Origin of the sequence: Psychrobacter sp. JCM 18903 (assembly GCF_000586475.1) — a bacterium.
Classification (GTDB): domain Bacteria; phylum Pseudomonadota; class Gammaproteobacteria; order Pseudomonadales; family Moraxellaceae; genus Psychrobacter.
On sequence record NZ_BAWJ01000005.1, the window covers coordinates 45,949 to 63,537 of the forward strand.

A 17,589-nucleotide genomic window follows, 5' to 3' on the forward strand; every position below is an offset into this window, starting at 1 on the left:
CACTAAATAAATAGATATTTTATGAGTATTTCAAATACAGATAATAAGACAGAGCTATCAGCGACAGACTTAACAGTGCCAGCCAATAACGACATCATGCGTGTGCGTGAATTTCTGGTCGATTTGCAGGCTCGTATCTGTCAAGCCTTAGAGGCGCAAGAGCGCGATGGTGGCGGCAATGCAACCTTTGTGCCTGATGACTGGGAACGTCCTGAAGGCGGCGGCGGTCGCTCGTGTGTCCTAGCAGATGGTGAGGTGATTGAAAAAGCGGGTGTAATGTTCAGTCATATTCACGTGCATAACTTGCCTGCTTCAGCCACTGCACGCCATCCCCATATCGCTGGTCGTAAAGCCCAAGCCATGGGGGTCTCATTGGTTGTCCATCCCAAAAACCCGAACGTCCCAACCAGCCATGCCAATGTGCGTTTGTTCGTTGCTGAAGCTGAGGGCGAAGACCCTATTTGGTGGTTTGGTGGTGGTTTTGATTTGACGCCGTTTTATCCCGTACTCGCTGATTGCGTGCATTGGCATCAAGTCTGTCATGATCTGTGCGCGCCTTTTGGTGACAGCGTCTACCCTGACTTTAAGCAATGGTGTGATGAGTATTTTCACCTACGTCATCGTGATGAGCAACGCGGTATCGGCGGCTTGTTTTATGATGATGTCAATACAGAAAGTCGCGGCTGGGACTTTGAAACCTGTTTTAATTTTATGAAGGCGGTCGGCAACGGTTATCTTGACGGTATCATGCCCATCTTTGAGCAGCGTAAAGATACCCCTTATACCGAGGCACAGCGCGAATTTCAGCTCTATCGCCGTGGTCGCTATGTTGAGTACAACCTTGTTTATGACCGCGGCACGCTATTTGGACTACAAAGCAATGGTCGTATCGAGTCTATCTTAGTCAGTATGCCGCCGCTTGCCAGCTGGCATTATCGCTTTGAGCCGACTGAAGGCTCGCCTGAGTTTGCATTGACCGATTTTTATCTAAAACCACGCGATTGGTTGACTCTATAGTTTGTGTGAATATAATAAAGGCTAAGGTATTTATTAGCTTGTCTTTAGAGAGTATCAAGAAGGTCAGCTATCCACGCTGACCTTTTTATATGAGCGCAAATTTATATGGGCGAAAGTCACTGACTCAAAAATTACGATGATATAACAACTAAATTTACGTCCACTGCACGGATAACCGTTACAATGAAAACTATTGTTGGAAAAATCCTTTAGAAGCGAATGCGTTTCCAAAAGATGATGAGGTAATTTTTATAACAATACGCTTTATTTAAAAGCAGTATTTAAAAGAAACCTTTCGATTTAGAAGAAGCCTTTAAGGGCAGATACTTAAAAATAGTATGTAAAGCCAGCGTTTATAAGCGCGCCTACTACTAACCAATTTTACAGGAGTAATTCACATGGCACAGTTTCATACCAACCAATCATTAAAATCTATCTTTGGCATCACATTGATGGCAGCCGCCCTAGGTCTAACAGCGTGTAGCACTGCCACTGACCCTGATGTAAAAGCCCGCCAAGATAGCATGAAAAGCTATGGTGATGCGATGGGTGTCATGGGTGATATGATGAAAGCACCTGACACCTTTGATGCCGCCGTATTCAAAGAGCAAGCCGCATTTTTAGCAGAAGACGCTGCTACGCCTTGGACTCATTTTGAAAATAAAGAAGCCGTTGGCAATGCGACTGATGCCGTTTGGTCAAATGCCGATGGTTTTCGCGCAGAAGCAGAAAACTTTCAAAAAGTCACTGCTGAGCTGAACGCTGCTGCACAAACAGCCACTAGCATCGATGATGTCAAACCAGCCTTTGGTGAAGTCGGCGCCAGCTGTAAATCATGTCATACCGATTTTAAAGTCAAAACTGACTAAATTGTCATAAATTGATATCGTAAAAAATCCGCCATGTCATTTGATATGGCGGATTTTTATTTCGAAAATTTTGTGTAAAAGGCCGTTCTTTAAAATAACGCGCTAAACAAATTACTCTGCCGCTGCTTTATTAACATCGTTATTAACATCGATCGCCTTTTGCTCATGCAATTTATTCACAATCGATGTCACTGATGGATCACTCAAATCTATCGTGCGTATCGGGAATGGAATGTTGACGCCTGCTGCATCGAGTGCGCTCTTAATCTCAACGATCACTTGATGAATCGAGGTCACTTTGTTGGCTTGGGTGCCGTCTTCGATAAACCAACGTACCATCAAATCAATCGTTGAATCACCAAAACCCGTGGCAATCACACTTGGCTGCGCTTTCTTCGATACGCTTTCGACTTTATCTAACGCTTGCAGAATCTCAGCTTTTGCTGCTTCGATATCATCTTCATAGCCAATACCAACAGCCACTTGCAAACGGCGCTGCTTATAGGCGGTATTGACAGTCAATGCTGAGGTATACAAATCAGAATTGGGAATAACCACTTGCCGACCGTCATACGTCTTGATAGTCGTGGCGCGTATCTTAATATCCTCAACCGTCCCTTCATAGTCGCCTGAGACAATCTGATCACCGATGCGAAACGGCTCTGAGATTAGCAGCAAAATACCAGAGAGCAAGTTTTGAAAAATATCTTTAAAGGCAAAACCAATAGCGACGGAACCAATACCGAGTGCACCAATCAGCTTAGCAGGGGTAAATCCGGGCACGGCAATCACCATAGCAATCATAAAACCGATAAAAATGATGAGTGCGCCGCCTACTCGCTGAAACACTTTAACCAAGTTCTGATGCCGACTGCGACTGCCTAAAAGTTTATATACCACTTTTTGAAGACAATCGATAGAAACCAAAAAATCAGAATAACAATAATTGATGCGATAAAATAAGGAATGCGTTCAACAAAGCCAACCACTATCTCATTTGCTGAATCAATGATGCTTTGATATGTCAGCACATCCGTTGTCACTGGTTCAGGCGCTATATTGGTATTTACTGTCGTTTCTGCCTCAGAGGTAGGCATCTAGACGTCACTCCTTTGGTTGGTTGGCTTTATGCTTCCATTCACTCGATTAATTGATTGTTTGACTGGGGTATGTCCTAGATTAACTGACGTATTGACGTACCAGCCTGTCAAGCTAGCCCATTAAATCTGCTTGTACAATTTCAATCCAGTAGCCATCAACATCTTTGATAAAGGCAATGTTTTTCATGCTGCCATCTTCTGGACGTTTTTTGAATTCGACATTATTTTTATCAAACCAAGCAACCGCTTCATCGAGACTAGGTACGCTAAAACAGATATGTCCAAAACCTTGTGGCTCACCATTACCATCATGATAACTAAAGTCAGCTTTCGTTTCGGTACCATAATTATGGGTCAATTCTAAGATGCCGCGTTGACGAAATGCAAAGATTTCCAAATCATTACCCGCGGGCAAATTGTCGCGCTCGCTTTCGGTTAACTTGGCTAAAAAATATAAATCAAAACCCATGTCAGGGAATTTTTTGACTGCCAGCAAAGTCATACCAAGGACACCGGTATAAAACGCCAACGACTTGGCAGGATCTTTGACACGTAGCATGGTGTGGTTAAAAGTAAAACCTGTCGTCTGTACTGAGATAGGCTGCACACCATCGGTATTGACGCTGCTCGTTGGTTGAGCGATAAGTACTTCGTTATTATTATCAGTGGCTGAGCCAGTATTTGCTATAGACATAGTCATCCTAATATTGACAAAATAGAGAGTTTAAAAACAAGCGCGTGAATATTTTTTACGCGCTTGACCCTTTATATCATAATAAAAAATCGCGAAAGCATTGAGTGGGTTTTGTAAGAGCGCACACTGGGTGCTACCCATTTAACCGATTAATTAGCTGTCTAAGAAACGTACTTTTCCTGTCTCTAAATCATACTCTGCACCAACGACCAGCAATTGACCGCTATTAGTTAAGTCCTCTAATGCCCGCGAGCCATGTTTGAGCTGGCTAACTGACATACGGACGTTGGCGCGGATAGAGCGATCGACCAACTCGTCTGCATCGACATCTTGACCATTAGCAGTGGCCAGCTCATGCAAATTATAAACGCTTGGGCGAATGCGATCGACAATCGACTGCAAATTGGGCGAATAGTTTTTCTCAGGATTGATCAGTGTCTCAACACAAGCCGTGACAGCGCCGCAATGTGAGTGCCCAAGCACGACCACCAATTTTGTACCGAACTTTTCGGCCGCAAACTCAATCGAGCCAATCTGTGAAGGCGCGACGACATTACCAGCGACTCGAATAACGAACAAATCACCCAAGCCTTGATCAAATACAATCTCAACTGGTACTCGTGCATCCGAGCAACCCAAAATAATGGCCAAGGGATCTTGATCTTTAACCAATTCAGGTCGTCTTTGCATTGTTGGGTCAGTGGTGGTCAAACTATCTATGTAGCGCATATTGCCTTCTTTTAAAAGCGCAAGAGCTTCTTGACCAGTTTTCGGGCGTGTATCGTTAGGCATAAGACATCCTTTATCATTAATAATATTAGCGTTATAAACAGCTTTCCACACATGTATTCAAACATAGATTTGCGAATGGCTACTAACCTATCAGGCGCATTGTGTTTGTCTGCCATACCGTGATTGTATAGGAATAAAAACCAAAAAATGATAAAAAATTTTGTTTAAATGTCGTCATAGAATGGCAGTTATTGCCAATCATACAGAATTATAAAGCTGGAAGTAAAACTGAAAAACAGAAATGCATTAGCCAAAACAGACAACACCGAACTATCAAGCATCAACAGCCATTGACAGCATAACCGTGTTGCTCGCAGAACTTATAACGAACTTGCACTGATTTATATCAAGGGTTTGTTATAATACGCGGCGACCAAATCGGGTTTACACCCATCGCTTATATCCATATCAAATCACCTTGACCACAGTGTCCTAAATAAATAGCTGTACTGCGATGTCGGACACGTAGGAATAAATATTATGACCAATTCACCGCCAAATATGCACAGAGCCTCTGCATCACCTCAAGATGACAAAGTACTACTGCAACTGACTGGTCTAAAAAAAACCTATGATCAAACTGAAGTATTAAAAGACATCAATCTTGATATCAAGCACGGTGAATTTTTGACGCTACTTGGCCCATCAGGCTGCGGTAAAACAACCTTACTGCGCCTAATCGCTGGTTTTGAGCAGCCAAACGCTGGGGCAATTTATCTAGACGGCGTACAGATGGCAGGCTTGCCAGCGGATAAACGTCCCGTGAACACAGTATTTCAGCAGTACGCCTTGTTTCCGCATATGAGTGTCGCGCAAAACGTTGCTTACGGGCTTAAGCTCAAAAAAGTACCGAAAGATGAGATTCAAACCCGCGTGCGAGAGATGCTCGCCATGGTACAGCTGGAGCATTTAGCCAATCGCAGACCACAAGACTTGTCTGGTGGTCAGCAGCAGCGTGTCGCCATTGCACGAGCCGTCATCAATCGTCCTAAACTGTTGCTACTTGATGAGCACTATCTGCGCTCGATCATAAGCTGCGCTTGCAAATGCAATCTGAGCTTAAACGGCTGCAACGAGAGCTTGGCATCACTTTTGTATTTGTCACCCACGACCAAGAAGAAGCGCTATCGATGTCGGATCGTATCGCCGTGATGAAAGATGGCACTTTTCAGCAAATCGGTACGCCTATTGAGATTTATGAAACGCCCGCGAATTTATTTACCGCCAAGTTTATCGGTGAGACCAATTTGTTTAAAGCGGAAGTCAGAGGCGTTTATCCCAACCAGCCAGATCGCGACGGTCGCGTGACCAATGGTCGTATCGAAGTCGAAGTTTGTGAAGCACAAGCGCAAGACGGTCCGACCACCTTACGCAATTTACGCCGTCCTGATTTTGCTAACGATGTACAAGTGGGCGATATCGTTAATTTATTGCTACGCCCTGAAGATTTGCGAATTTATGACCCCAATGATAAAGAGCATGGTGGCTTACTCGGGCGAGTGATTGAAAGCAACTATAAAGGTAGCACCTTAGATTCGATTATTGAGTTAGCAAACGGTCACATTATTAAGGCTTCTGAATTCTTTGATGAGGATGATCCAAGCTTTGATTACAAGTTAAATGAAGGTGTCAAAGTATCATGGGTCGATGGTTGGGAGTGGGTACTACCAGAAGACGGTACGCTTGATGATGAAGCCAATCATCAAGCTGCCAGTTTAGCTGCTCAAAAGGATATTAGCTGATGGCAGGTCATAGCTTAGGCAGCAAGAGTCCTTTTCGTACCGTAACGCTCTGGCTGATTTGGGGTTGGTTACTGATATTTGCGCTATTGCCAAATATCTTAGTCATCGCTGTCAGTTTTTTGAGCCGCGATAGCAGTGCTTTTATTAGCTTGCCCGTCAGCATCGACAGCTATATACGCATGATTGATCCGCTATATTTTGGCGTATTTATTCATTCGTTATGGATGGCAGGTATCACAACCATCATCTGCTTGTTACTTGGCTACCCTTTTGCTTGGCTGATAGCCAAAGCCAAAACCCGTTGGCAGCCGCTACTCATGATGCTGTTAATACTACCATTTTGGACCAACTCGCTTGTGCGTACTTATGCACTCAAGTTACTGTTTGCCAATAATGGTTTGATTAATAAATCGCTGCTGGCAATCGGTCTCATCGATGCCCCGATTGATATTTTATACACGCAAGTGGCGGTGATTGCTGGTTTGACGTACTTATTGTTCCCATTTATGGTGTTGCCGTTATACGCAGTATTTACCGATTTGCGCAATGACATGCTACTCGCTTCACAGGATTTGGGCGCATCAAAGACCCAGACTTTTTGGCATATCATATTACCATTGACGACGCCTGGCATTATCTCAGGGGTATTATTGGTGCTGCTGCCTGCAATGGGTATGTTTTATGTGGCAGATATTTTGGGTGGTTCACGCAATTTATTGGTCGGCAATATCATCAAAAATCAATTTTTGGATGCGCGTGACTGGCCATTTGGCGCAGCTGCCAGCGTGTTATTAACACTAGCAATGGCAGTATTATTACTCGCCTACCGTGCCAGTAGTCGCCGCATTGGCAAGACCGACTTTAATGAGGTGGCCTAATGTCTGATAGTTCACTGAATCATCAACTGAATAGCTCGGCAACTAAAAAAAGATCGTCTATTAAGATTGGCAGTATCGCGGCTAAAGGCTATCTTAGCCTCATTTATGCCATGCTGTATTTGCCAATTATCGTCTTAGTCGTCATGTCCTTTAATAAGTCAAAAGTCGGCTATAACTGGGGCGGCTTTAGCTTAAAGTGGTATGAGTCGCTGTTGAATAACCAAGCGATGCTCGATGCTTTTTGGCATTCTATTGTATTGGGGTTGGTCGCAGCCACCGTCTCAACGTTGATAGGAACATTGACCGCCCTCGCGCTACATCGCTATAACTTTCGCGGTAAAGGTTTACTAAATGGGCTGTTATTTGTATTAATGATGTCGCCTGAAATTGTACTCGCTATTTCATTATTGGCATTATTCTTATTAATAGGGTTGCAATTAGGGTTCGTCTCGCTATTACTCGCGCACATTACTTTTTGCTTACCGTTTGTAGTCATCACGGTGTTTGCACGATTGAGCAGTCTGGATGAACGCTTGATGGAAGCCGCACGCGACTTGGGCGCTAGCGAATCAACGATGGTGCGTACGGTATTGATTCCTGTCATCTTTCCAGCCGTGATGGCTGGTTGGTTACTTGCTTTTACCTTATCACTCGATGATGTGGTGGTTTCTACCTTTGTCACGGGCCCTAGTTATGAGATTTTACCGCTACGAATTTATTCGATGGTACGGGTAGGACTCAAACCAGAGGTCAATGCCATTGGGACGATTTTACTGGTTGCCTCGCTGATATTGGTGATTATTTCACAGCTATTATTACGTCGACGCTAGTTTGCCATTGCTCATTTAGCATTGCTGATTAAAAATCAGACTTTGAATGAAAATCAGCGCTATATCGATTATAATGAATTTTTCTCACTTTAGCGGTTAGGTTTTCTTATGTTAGAGCTTCGTCATCTCAATACCTTAACCGCGCTACGAGCGCATGGCTCATTGGCGGCGGCTGCCGACGAATTGCACGTCACAGCGTCTGCGGTCTCGCATCAGCTAAAAGAGCTGGAAAATTATTACGATATCAGCTTGGTCAATCGCCGAACACGCCCGCTGACTTTTACGCCAGCTGGCAAGACGGTATTGGCATTGGCAGATAGTATCATGCCACAAGTCACCCGTACCAAATCCAACCTCAAACGCTTAGCTCACGGTCAAGCGGGTAGATTACGGCTAGCCTCTGAATGTCACAGTTGCTTCGATTGGCTAATGCCGATACTCAATCATTACCGCCGCGAATGGTCTGATGTAGAGCTAGATTTTGCGACAGGTTTTGAGCCAGAGCCTCACCACTTATTGATGGAAGGTGATATTGATTTACTCATTACCACCAGCGATTTACCGATAGACGGTATCAGCTATCAGCCGTTATTTGAGTATGAAAGTCGCTTGGTGCTATCGCCAACGCATGATTTGGCGGCGCAGAAATTTATTGAGCCAGATGATTTAACCAATGAAACCCTGATTGCGTATCCAGTGGAAGCCAAGCGCCTTGATATTATTGCCAATTTTATGACCCCTGCGCAAGTAAGCTTTGATAGCATTCGTACCACAGAATTGACGGCGATGCTGATTCAGTTGGTTGCTAGTGAACGCGGTGTGGCGGCGTTACCTGATTGGGTGGTTGCTGAATATGAGAAAAAAGGCTGGGTCGTCTCGCGTCCATTGGGTACGGGTGTGCATTGTCAGCTCTATGCTGCGACGCGCACATCGAGCCAAGATACCGCTTATATGCAAGGATTTGCGAATTTATTAGAAGGCATTGTGAAGCCGGTGTAATATTTCACTATCTACTAAATTATTCCAGTTAAGAAATATCATCCGCTCTCTTACGCTATGACGAGCGTTATGGTAAATAACGGTACCCTAGTGAGGACTTGAACATCTAGCTGTATGTCATATACGCTGATAGATTGATCAGCTGAAAATAATAGCAGTGTACTTGTGAGTGTACATAAGGCTGATATTTCGAGGATAATTGTAGAGATACACCTGACATTGATTGTGTTTCATATTTTTTAAGATTTTGATAATGTAAGATGTAGAAATGTAAACTTAAATCAAGGTATAAATTAATGGAAACAAAGTATACAGCAGCTAACCCTTTTGGAGAGCTTAGCACTAAGGTACTAAAAGATTTTGAACAAACAATACAGTATCGTTTGCCAGAAGATTATCGTAAATACCTCCTTAATTTTAATGGCGCAGAGCCTATTAATACTATTTGCAATATATCAGAAGATGAAGGTATAACGATTATACACGGTATGCTAGGTATACATGATGGTCCTGAATACGTTCAATTAGAATCAAACTTTGGTGATGACAACAGCACAAGGAAAACAGGGTTACTGGCATTTGCTTATGATGAGGGAGGTAACAACTTTTGCATTTGTTTGCTGCCTAAGCAATACGGCAAAGTATACTTTTATGATCATGAGTCTTCTTATGCTGATGACATTAATACTTTAATCAAAATAGCTGATAGCTTTGATTGTTTCATTGAATCCTTAACTTCCAGAGAAGAGTATGAGAACAGCTTAGAGGATACTGATCCAGAGTTTTATGCAAGATTACAGTATGCAAGATTACAGTATGCTAAGAACAATCCTCAAATATAGTTTAATAGGGTGTATAAAGGTCGATTTTTGATGGTCGCATTCATTTCTACTTATCCATGATCGGTGCGCTATACAGGCATCGAACTATCGGCTATGAATAAGTTGTAGCATATTCAAAGGATTATTATCTATCTGGATTCATAATTTCTAGGAAAGTAGTTATTGATCTTGTCATTGTCAAGCACTCTATCTTTAGTAAAATCTAATGTATCTGAAACGGCAATACCGTACCATAGCTCTTTTGGGAAGTCATTAATAGAACCATATACTGTTGGCATAAGATGACGAAAATAATCTCCTATTTTAGTCTGACCTTCATATCCCACAGGATAATCTTCTCCTTCATTACTTCCTTCAACTGCTTCATAAATAAAGTAACCTTTAAAGGAAGGAACAGTCCAATCAGACATTTCATTTTCATCACGTAATCTGTGTTGAATGAAGTTTTCAACCTCTTTTTTAGACTTGTAGTCTCTGTACATTAGACTAGAATATAGATCTAAAGTAGCTTTACCATCCTTACGAACAGGATATTCAGAAAATTTCTCAGACTCTTCATAAGTAAATTCATTTAGATCATCTAATAATAACTCAGCGCCATTAATTCCTAGAATAGATTTTGGTATATCTCCCCACGAGTTGTTAAACATCATAGCAATTAAACCATTTTTATCCATTGCAAACCATGTATATACAATTCCAAAGTTTGGTTTCCATTTTTCATTTAAATAGCTCATTATTTTTCACCTGCAATGCCAGTATATTAGGAAACCGTATCTTTAGGGTGCGTTGAATATGTATTTTAGGTATACCCCAAGGGAACCAGCTCTTTCACCCTTCAAACCTATTAACAGACCACTTAAAACAGACTGCTATAATGGAACCACTTATATTAGACCATTATGCGAATGACATCTATCAAAGCTTATAAAACCAGCTTAAAGAAGTAAAATCCGATAGCCGTTGCTAGCAACGTCAGTCCCAGATGTAGTCCGACCAATCCCAAACCTGCTAATAATTTACCAGCGTTGATAAAGGTAAAAACTTCTGCACTAAAAGTACTAAAGGTGGTCAATCCGCCCAAAAAACCGGTAATCACAAATAGTCGGACATTGGGCGATAAACTGCTGCCCACGCGCTCAAACCACACCAGTGCCAACCCTATTAATAGTCCACCCAATACATTGGCACCAAGCGTCCCAAGGGGTATCCAGTGATGCAGCGGATTAAAGCGAGCCAACCACGCCCGCAGGCAAGCCCCAATGGCAGCCCCTAGTCCAATAGCAAGCCACTGCATAGTTCATCCTTAGGTTAATAAAGGTTAACGGAGATAGTATTGAGCAAGGCCGTCTTTACACTGCTGGTAGCTCAGTCATCGGCCAACGCGGCACACAGCTCACCGCTAAATCATCAGACTGCCCTGCATGCAGGCGCTCATAACCGGCATAAGCAATCATCGCCCCATTATCAGTACATAATGCAGGCGGCGCATAATGCACCGTGGCATTTATCTTAGCAAGCTCGCTCTCCAAAGTTTCACGCAAATGAGTGTTGGCACTAACGCCGCCCGCAATCACCAATCGACTCATCTCTACTTGCTTCAGTGCTTTCACGCACTTTCTCACCAGCGTATCGACGACTGCATGCTGAAAGCTGGCGGCGATATCAGCGCGAACTTGTGGATCGCTATCCGCATTATTCCCTGAGCCTCCTGAACCATCGGTGTCTTTAATAAGGTTATGCACGGCGGTTTTCATACCGCTAAAAGAAAAATCTAATCCGCGATGTAGCATTGGTCTTGGCAAATTGTAAGCAGTTGGGTCGCCTGTTTCAGCCAATTTGGCAATATTGGGACCACCTGGATAGGGCAAACCTAGCATTTTGGCAGCTTTATCAAAGCATTCACCTGCTGCATCATCGATTGACTCACCCAATATCTCATATTGCCCAACACCACGTGCGGCGATGAGTAACGTATGACCACCTGAGACCAATAACGAAACAAACGGAAAGGCGGGTGGATTAGCACCCATCAGCGGTGCGAGCAGATGTCCTTCCATATGATGGATACCAATCGCTGGGATATCCAAACCATATGCCAAACTGCGCCCAAATAATGCGCCCGTCATCAGAGCGCCAATGAGTCCGGGTCCCTTAGTATAAGCAATGGCATCAATCTCATTTTTCTTTACATTGCACTGCTCTAACAACTCATTAAGCAAAGGCACCAACTTACGAATATGATCGCGGCTGGCAAGCTCAGGCACAACGCCACCATACAGTGCGTGCAGCTCTATTTGTGAATACAGGACTTGTCCAACCAGCCCTTGATTGTCACTATTCACCTGTTCACTGTCAAAAATCGCCAGACCTGTCTCATCACAAGAAGTCTCTAAACCCAATACTTTCATATTTTTGCCTTTATCATACTTTGGTCTGCGTATTATTTGTTACAACGTTGCTATCTTTTAGGGCGTGTCTTCTTTTTAAAAATGGTGATAAAAATTGCCGTCAAACAAGGAAAGCAGCGCAAATAATATCGAGATATTAATAAGCTATTTGACAATGTTTGGCGATGTTTGACAAAATTTAACCATTTTTAGCCTATTTAGAGGTTAATCGATTGAATTGAGGACACGCCCTCTTATCTGCTAAAAAACGTGCATAAAAAAAACCGCCATTGTCAGTCACAATGACGGTCAGTTTAACAAATTTCAATGGTCAATATCTCTTAATATATCAGATCAGCTAACTGCTTCAATCATGTAATCTACAGCCGCGTAAACTTGGGCTTCACTGACCTTATCGGTGGCTTGTGCTGGCATCTTATTAAAGCCTTTTGCCGAATGCATGTGCAGCGTCTCTGTGCCTTTAGCCAGTCGCGGCTCCCACGCGGCTTTATCACCGTATTTCGGCGCGTTCAGCAGCCTCCTTCATGACAAACCTTGCAGTTGGTCTCATAAAGCTTGGCGCCTGCATCCGCAGCCAACACTTCAGGCTCCGCGGAGATTTCCTGCACTGGCTTATCTTCAATGACCGTCGTCTCGGTATCTGCCACAGGTTCAGGTGTAACGACTTCAGGTTCGACTATAGGTGCGTCTTCTACCACTGCCGTTGTATCGGCAGATTCATTGACAACAGCAGGCCCTTCAACCGCTGCATTGTCACCACTACAAGCAGTGATTGCTAATAGCGCACTTAAACTAATGGCAGATAAGACCAGTTTATTCATACGCTGCTGTTTACTTATCATGATCACACCTCTATTCGATATTTCATGTTAGCGACTGTTTATGACAGCGCATAAATTCAAAACCTATCAACACACCGACCGTGATTAGTTCGTAGCTGGTTCAGCGTCAGCAGTAGGCGTTGCCGCCGTATCAGTAGCTGGCATATCTGCACTATTAGCTGGCATAACTGCACTATCAGCAACAGCAACAGCAACATCGCTATCCGTTGCATCTGCAGTAGCAGTCGTCCCTGCTTCAGCAGTTGCAGCACCATCCACTGATCCATCAGCTTCAGTTACTGGCGCTGGAGCCGTTTCTGGGAACTCCATTTTTTCAGCTTCAGGCGCGTTTTTGCGAGCCAGCTCAGCGGCTTTATCAACGCGATCTTTTGCCAATACTTCGTGTGATTCGCCTTCTTTCTCACCACTACAAGCGCTAATGCCAAAGCCAAGAGCAATGATAAATGCGGTACTTAGCGCTGTATTTAGTCCTGTTTTTTTCATTCCAACATCCTCAATAAAATACACATAAAATGGTTAATATACTGACTATTATATGCAAATCATCATAGCATAAACTCCAACCAAACCGTTATAGACAGTAGGGTTTTTATTCATAGTAATTTTATACTTTGCATTTATAGTTTCATTAAAGCTGGAGCAAAAACCTGCGCTCTAACTGCTCTTAGAATTGTCTCTGCGTATTGCCCCTTGCAACTTAATGATAAATATGGATTAATGTGCTAAAATCATTGACTTAACTGACATTTTTTATTAAAATGCTTGCCCTTGTGCTCATGCGCAAGATTATCCTAGTTTGAGCTGATGCCTGTAATCTTGAGATATTACGGCTAAATACTAATACACAGCCAAACTAATGCCCTTATATCTCATCCTAATCGAGGAGTCTTCATGCCTGCAGTTAAGGTTAAAGAAAACGAACCAGTTGACATCGCTATCCGTCGTTTCAAGCGTGCTTGCGAAAAAGCTGGCGTATTATCAGACGTACGTAAGCGTGAGTTTTATGAAAAACCAACGCAAGTACGTAAGCGTAAAAAAGCTGCTGCCGTAAAGCGTTATAAGAAAAAATTACAACGCGAAACTATTCGTACCACTCGTATGTACTAATCGATAATTCGATTAATTAAGTACAAGTGCTACATTAACGCCACTGTTATCCATTGATATCAGTGGCGTTTTTTATGCTACAATTTTTATTATTATTGCTTAAAAATTTGAATAAATACCTCTTAACAAATAAGGATAATAACAATGAGCCAACTTAAACAGACTTTATCAGACAATGTCAAAGTGTCTATGAAAGCGCGTGAGCTTGAGCGTGTCAAAGTACTACGTAACGTGCAAGCGGTTATCAAGCAAATTGAGATTGACCGTCAAATAGAGCTTGATGATGCGCAAGTCTTAGATATATTGCAAAAGCAGCTAAAACAACGCCATGAGTCATTGACTATTTTTACCGAAAACAACCGTGATGATTTAGCGACCAAAGAGCAGTTTGAGATTGATATCATCAATGAGTTTATGCCAAAACAAATGGATGATGCTGAACTTGCGGCTTTGGTCAATGCAGAAATCGCTGCACAAGGCGCGACATCTATGCGTGACATGGGCAGTGTGATGGGTGTATTAAAGAACAAAACCGCAGGACGCGCAGACCCTGCGCTCATCTCTAAGCTGGTGAAAGATGCGCTGCAAGGCTAGTAATTAGTGTCATCAAAAGCTAATGACGACAGCTTAAAAATAACCGCCTAAGGCTCAAAGTCTTTGGCGGTTTTTACTGCTTTGATTTCTGCATTAATATTAGCAAGCAATGGACGGGCGCTACTGGTTTGAGCCGTGGTTTGTAGTTTTTCCGCCAGTTGTTTGGCTTGGGTGAGTGACGTCAATGCACTCTCGTAACGACTACTCCATAGTTGGTCATGACTGCGATAGCGTAGCGCGTTAATGGTGGCAATATTTTTCAGGGACGCAGAGTCGGTCGTTTTTGCCAGTTTTTCATTGGCCAGTTGTAGGCTTTGCCAAGCATAACGGTCGCTTGGCTGCTGCTCAGTCAGTGGTTTAAGCAACGCTTGGGCTTTGATTGGCTGATTGCTATTGGTGAGCGCTTCTGCCAAATAAAGACGCAGATCACGACGCTCAGGATAAACACGCTGCTGGCTGGCTAATACGTTCGCCGCTTGTGACCATTTACTCTGCTCCGTTAGAATTTGGCTATGAGTAATCGATAGTAAAGGCTCTAAATTTTGGCGCTGCGTAGGCGCAGTCGATTGATTTCAGCCAGTAAATCGCTTGCCTCTGTAAAGCGTTGCTGTTCGCCATACCAGTTCATCAGAGCCAATTTGGCACCTACGCTATTTTTAGCAGCCGTCATTAGCACTGTCTCTGAGGCATGTTTACCCGTACTTTGGACACGCCAGTAGAGCAGATCAAATAAAGCCTGATGGCGCTGCTGTTGATTTAGTGACAATGAGGGATAATGCTGGGCACGACTTTGCGCTTCACTTAAGCGCTCGTTACTCAGTGGATGCGAGCGTACAAAGCTTGGTAAAAATCGATTTTCAACTTGGTTGAGCTGGCTGCGTTGGTTCATCGTGGCAAAGAATCGCGGCATCGCCCTTGGGTCATAGCCTGCTTGGGTCATGATTTGCATGCCCACCCGATCGGCCTCGCGCTCATTATTTCGACTAAATGCCATCGTGCTATTCATCGTCGCCGTTTGGCTACCCATCATCACTGCCGCCGCTGCATCACCATCGACCGCCGATGCTGCAATCGCAGCCAGCATACCGCCTATCTGCATCAGCAAGGCCTTTTTGCGCTCATCAGCACCACTTTCGTAATGGCGCTGACTGATGTGAGCAACTTCATGCGCCACCACACTGGCAAGCTCATCCATACTGCTAGCGGCCAGAATCGTCCCTGTATTGAGTCCAATGACACCGCCTGGTGCTGCAAAGGCATTGATACTTGGGTTATCAATGATAACCAAACCCATCGGCGCTTGCTGCCTTGCTTGCGCATTGAGACGCCAAGTCATGTCTTTGACCGTTTCTTGAATCCAAGGATCATGCTCCATTTTGATACGACCATTGACATTCCGTAACGACCATTCGCCGAGCAATTTGTTTTGATATTGCTCAGCGAAGCTCAAGCCTTGTCCGCGCAAATTGGGCAGATTTAGCTCTTCTGAGCCGGTGGTTTGCCATGAATTATAATTGGATGCCATCGCTTTGCTGCTCGTATTAGCATTATTAAGACTATCCTCGCTCATGGCAGCAGTGGTCATCGTCATTAGTACCGCCGACAATGCCAATTTAATAGCGCTCGATAATGCCATCGAACGCGCAACACTTCTACATTTTTTTCCCTGAGTCATGGGCGCATTACCAAGTATCGATTGTCTATTAAAATGGTTCAAGTGCGTATCCTATGCAAGTGAGTAATGATACTGTTTTTGAAATAAGATATTTTTGAAGTAAGGTCTTTTCGACTATACGAGCTTGCTGATATAAGGTCAATTCTAGTCTGCATTCGACTACCAATAACTCAGCTGTCCGTCACTATTGTGCAACATGGCTTTAGTCAATCCCATATAAAATGGATGTGGTGTCAGGCACGCTCAGTCTACTATTTTTAGTACTTTTGCTCGCCTTCCTTGTATCTAAATTATCTTGAATAGACCATAGGTGATTCTAATGAACTGAATGTGACGTTGATTATATTCAACTTCAACTACATATCGGCTATTTGGTATAATGACATTTCATGACTATAGGGTCTGGTCACTGCCGAGTGTCATTTATGAATTACAGGCACTGTCATTGCGTGTTTGCGAATGTTCAATACAATCTAGGGTGTGTCATCAATTAGATTGTGAGGCTTAAAATGAGAAAAATTGTAGATAAACAAGGAAGAAATTGCCGTTAATATGAACATATTGACAAAATTTCTGACGATGCTTAGCAAAATTTAGCCATTTTAAGACCACTAAATGTATTCATGTGCTAATTGATGACACGCCCTAGTACAAACCAAAATATTTATAAGGTTTATTTTATGTCTGCTGATCGTCAGTCAACCACCGTATATTCGCCTTATTCTATAAACTTATCAGCAGATTTGTCTGATACTGAGCAGCAAGACATCAACAACCTGTTAGACTTGTTACCAGCGCATACTGTCACTACAGATCATGAGGCGAATGAAACGCAGCCTATTCATGTTCAACGTTTCGTCGATGGTCGCGGACTTGCTTGTCCAATGCCGCTGTTAAAAACCAAAGTAGCACTACGTGACGTCACAGCTGGTGGTTCATTATATGTGGTCGCAACTGATGCCAACTCACAGGCTGATATCACCGCTTTTTGTCAACAAAACCAGCAAGCAAATGCCGCAAGTCAACTGCGATTAATCGTTGATAGCATGACGGATCAGCCATCAGCGGATAGCTTATCAGCACAGCGTTTCGATACAATATATCACTTCATCATTACTAAAACTGATAGCAACTAAGTGTCGCTATCCTTTACAATTACAACTATAAAGATTTTTATCTGACTATTTGCGTCACTAT

At 43.2% G+C, this 17,589-nt stretch carries 18 protein-coding genes and 2 pseudogenes; 10 read left to right on the forward strand and 10 right to left on the reverse strand.

The genetic code is table 11. From position 1 onward, the window contains the following. Nucleotides 1–21: 21 nt before the first annotated feature. Together hemF and TT12_RS04765 are read left to right on the forward strand one after the other, a co-directional pair. Entirely contained in the window at nt 22–1,017 is a 996-nt protein-coding gene (gene hemF / locus TT12_RS04760) for an oxygen-dependent coproporphyrinogen oxidase (RefSeq protein ID WP_045452551.1), read from the forward strand. Between the two features lie 398 nt (nt 1,018–1,415). Then, complete coding sequence (locus tag TT12_RS04765) at nt 1,416–1,886, forward strand: c-type cytochrome (protein WP_045452554.1); 471 nt, start codon at nt 1,416–1,418, stop codon at nt 1,884–1,886. Between the two features lie 111 nt (nt 1,887–1,997). Here TT12_RS04765 and TT12_RS04770 read toward each other — a convergent pair. The 3 genes and pseudogenes from TT12_RS04770 to TT12_RS04780 form a co-directional block, all read right to left on the reverse strand. Continuing rightward, nucleotides 1,998–2,983: pseudogene (locus TT12_RS04770) on the reverse strand (mechanosensitive ion channel family protein). 115 nt (nt 2,984–3,098) lie between these two features. After that, nucleotides 3,099–3,680 (reverse strand): lactoylglutathione lyase, encoded by a 582-nt coding sequence (gene gloA / locus TT12_RS04775; RefSeq protein ID WP_045452557.1) that lies wholly within the window; start codon nt 3,678–3,680, stop codon nt 3,099–3,101. 153 nt (nt 3,681–3,833) lie between these two features. Beyond that, nucleotides 3,834–4,472 carry a carbonic anhydrase gene (locus tag TT12_RS04780; protein WP_045443399.1) on the reverse strand — a complete coding sequence of 213 codons (639 nt, stop codon included), beginning with the start codon at nt 4,470–4,472 and terminating at the stop codon, nt 3,834–3,836. Nucleotides 4,473–4,952: 480 nt separating this feature from the next. Between TT12_RS04780 and potA the strand changes: the two are divergent. From potA to TT12_RS04805, 5 genes and pseudogenes are all read left to right on the forward strand, one after another. Further along, a pseudogene (gene potA, locus TT12_RS19055) lies at nt 4,953–6,214 on the forward strand (spermidine/putrescine ABC transporter ATP-binding protein PotA). Then, on the forward strand, nt 6,214–7,092 hold the full coding sequence (gene potB / locus TT12_RS04790; protein WP_045452560.1) for a spermidine/putrescine ABC transporter permease PotB: 879 nt from the start codon (nt 6,214–6,216) through the stop codon (nt 7,090–7,092). Before potA ends, potB begins: the two are co-directional and overlap by 1 nt. Further along, nucleotides 7,092–7,922, forward strand: a complete 831-nt coding sequence (gene potC / locus TT12_RS04795; RefSeq protein WP_201605920.1) for a spermidine/putrescine ABC transporter permease PotC — start codon at nt 7,092–7,094, stop codon at nt 7,920–7,922. Before potB ends, potC begins: the two co-directional genes overlap by 1 nt. Before the next feature lie 108 nt (nt 7,923–8,030). Further along, nucleotides 8,031–8,921: a LysR family transcriptional regulator gene (locus TT12_RS04800; RefSeq protein WP_045452563.1), complete on the forward strand. Its 891-nt coding sequence runs from the start codon at nt 8,031–8,033 to the stop codon at nt 8,919–8,921. 296 nt (nt 8,922–9,217) lie between these two features. Next, the gene (locus TT12_RS04805) at nt 9,218–9,763 is read left to right on the forward strand and encodes an SMI1/KNR4 family protein (RefSeq protein WP_045452565.1); all 546 of its coding nucleotides are present in this window, start codon (nt 9,218–9,220) and stop codon (nt 9,761–9,763) included. Between the two features lie 128 nt (nt 9,764–9,891). Here the strand turns inward: TT12_RS04805 and TT12_RS04810 are convergent, their stop codons facing one another. The 5 genes from TT12_RS04810 to TT12_RS04830 all read right to left on the reverse strand — a co-directional run bounded on the left by TT12_RS04810 (nt 9,892) and on the right by TT12_RS04830 (nt 13,499). Next, complete coding sequence (locus TT12_RS04810) at nt 9,892–10,500, reverse strand: hypothetical protein (protein WP_045452568.1); 609 nt, start codon at nt 10,498–10,500, stop codon at nt 9,892–9,894. A 188-nt stretch (nt 10,501–10,688) separates the two neighbouring features. Beyond that, the gene (locus TT12_RS04815) at nt 10,689–11,060 is read right to left on the reverse strand and encodes a CrcB family protein (protein ID WP_045452571.1); all 372 of its coding nucleotides are present in this window, start codon (nt 11,058–11,060) and stop codon (nt 10,689–10,691) included. 55 nt (nt 11,061–11,115) lie between these two features. Next, nucleotides 11,116–12,174, reverse strand: a complete 1,059-nt coding sequence (tsaD, locus tag TT12_RS04820) for a tRNA (adenosine(37)-N6)-threonylcarbamoyltransferase complex transferase subunit TsaD (RefSeq protein ID WP_045452574.1) — start codon at nt 12,172–12,174, stop codon at nt 11,116–11,118. A 509-nt stretch (nt 12,175–12,683) separates the two neighbouring features. Beyond that, on the reverse strand, nt 12,684–13,016 hold the full coding sequence (locus TT12_RS04825) for a hypothetical protein (RefSeq protein ID WP_243443389.1): 333 nt from the start codon (nt 13,014–13,016) through the stop codon (nt 12,684–12,686). An 84-nt stretch (nt 13,017–13,100) separates the two neighbouring features. After that, entirely contained in the window at nt 13,101–13,499 is a 399-nt protein-coding gene (locus TT12_RS04830; RefSeq protein WP_045452577.1) for a hypothetical protein, read from the reverse strand. 408 nt (nt 13,500–13,907) lie between these two features. On the opposite strand from TT12_RS04830, the gene rpsU reads away from it, so the two are divergent. Together rpsU and TT12_RS04840 are read left to right on the forward strand one after the other, a co-directional pair. Continuing rightward, the gene (gene rpsU / locus TT12_RS04835) at nt 13,908–14,123 is read left to right on the forward strand and encodes a 30S ribosomal protein S21 (protein ID WP_010195908.1); all 216 of its coding nucleotides are present in this window, start codon (nt 13,908–13,910) and stop codon (nt 14,121–14,123) included. 144 nt (nt 14,124–14,267) lie between these two features. After that, nucleotides 14,268–14,717 carry a GatB/YqeY domain-containing protein gene (locus tag TT12_RS04840; protein ID WP_045443381.1) on the forward strand — a complete coding sequence of 150 codons (450 nt, stop codon included), beginning with the start codon at nt 14,268–14,270 and terminating at the stop codon, nt 14,715–14,717. Between the two features lie 47 nt (nt 14,718–14,764). Here TT12_RS04840 and TT12_RS16675 read toward each other — a convergent pair whose 3' ends face one another. Both TT12_RS16675 and TT12_RS04845 read right to left on the reverse strand, forming a co-directional pair. Further along, complete coding sequence (locus TT12_RS16675; RefSeq protein ID WP_306304328.1) at nt 14,765–15,238, reverse strand: tetratricopeptide repeat protein; 474 nt, start codon at nt 15,236–15,238, stop codon at nt 14,765–14,767. A gap of 14 nt (nt 15,239–15,252) precedes the next feature. Continuing rightward, nucleotides 15,253–16,434, reverse strand: coding sequence for a M48 family metalloprotease (locus TT12_RS04845; RefSeq protein ID WP_243443390.1), 1,182 nt, complete (start codon nt 16,432–16,434; stop codon nt 15,253–15,255). Between the two features lie 638 nt (nt 16,435–17,072). Here TT12_RS04845 and TT12_RS04850 point away from each other — a divergent pair. After that, the gene (locus TT12_RS04850; RefSeq protein ID WP_045452580.1) at nt 17,073–17,528 is read left to right on the forward strand and encodes a sulfurtransferase TusA family protein; all 456 of its coding nucleotides are present in this window, start codon (nt 17,073–17,075) and stop codon (nt 17,526–17,528) included. Nucleotides 17,529–17,589 lie beyond the last annotated feature (61 nt).

Bases quoted from the DNA above. Each gene is read 5' to 3' on its own strand.
- hemF (WP_045452551.1), top strand. From the start codon at position 22: ATGAGTATTTCAAATACAGATAATAAGACAGAGCTATCAGCGACAGAC.
- TT12_RS04765 (WP_045452554.1), top strand. From the start codon at position 1,416: ATGGCACAGTTTCATACCAACCAATCATTAAAATCTATCTTTGGCATC.
- gloA (WP_045452557.1), bottom strand. From the start codon at position 3,680: ATGTCTATAGCAAATACTGGCTCAGCCACTGATAATAATAACGAAGTA.
- TT12_RS04780 (WP_045443399.1), bottom strand. From the start codon at position 4,472: ATGCCTAACGATACACGCCCGAAAACTGGTCAAGAAGCTCTTGCGCTT.
- potB (WP_045452560.1), top strand. From the start codon at position 6,214: ATGGCAGGTCATAGCTTAGGCAGCAAGAGTCCTTTTCGTACCGTAACG.
- potC (WP_201605920.1), top strand. From the start codon at position 7,092: ATGTCTGATAGTTCACTGAATCATCAACTGAATAGCTCGGCAACTAAA.
- TT12_RS04800 (WP_045452563.1), top strand. From the start codon at position 8,031: ATGTTAGAGCTTCGTCATCTCAATACCTTAACCGCGCTACGAGCGCAT.
- TT12_RS04805 (WP_045452565.1), top strand. From the start codon at position 9,218: ATGGAAACAAAGTATACAGCAGCTAACCCTTTTGGAGAGCTTAGCACT.
- TT12_RS04810 (WP_045452568.1), bottom strand. From the start codon at position 10,500: ATGAGCTATTTAAATGAAAAATGGAAACCAAACTTTGGAATTGTATAT.
- TT12_RS04815 (WP_045452571.1), bottom strand. From the start codon at position 11,060: ATGCAGTGGCTTGCTATTGGACTAGGGGCTGCCATTGGGGCTTGCCTG.
- tsaD (WP_045452574.1), bottom strand. From the start codon at position 12,174: ATGAAAGTATTGGGTTTAGAGACTTCTTGTGATGAGACAGGTCTGGCG.
- TT12_RS04825 (WP_243443389.1), bottom strand. From the start codon at position 13,016: ATGATAAGTAAACAGCAGCGTATGAATAAACTGGTCTTATCTGCCATT.
- TT12_RS04830 (WP_045452577.1), bottom strand. From the start codon at position 13,499: ATGAAAAAAACAGGACTAAATACAGCGCTAAGTACCGCATTTATCATT.
- rpsU (WP_010195908.1), top strand. From the start codon at position 13,908: ATGCCTGCAGTTAAGGTTAAAGAAAACGAACCAGTTGACATCGCTATC.
- TT12_RS04840 (WP_045443381.1), top strand. From the start codon at position 14,268: ATGAGCCAACTTAAACAGACTTTATCAGACAATGTCAAAGTGTCTATG.
- TT12_RS04850 (WP_045452580.1), top strand. From the start codon at position 17,073: ATGTCTGCTGATCGTCAGTCAACCACCGTATATTCGCCTTATTCTATA.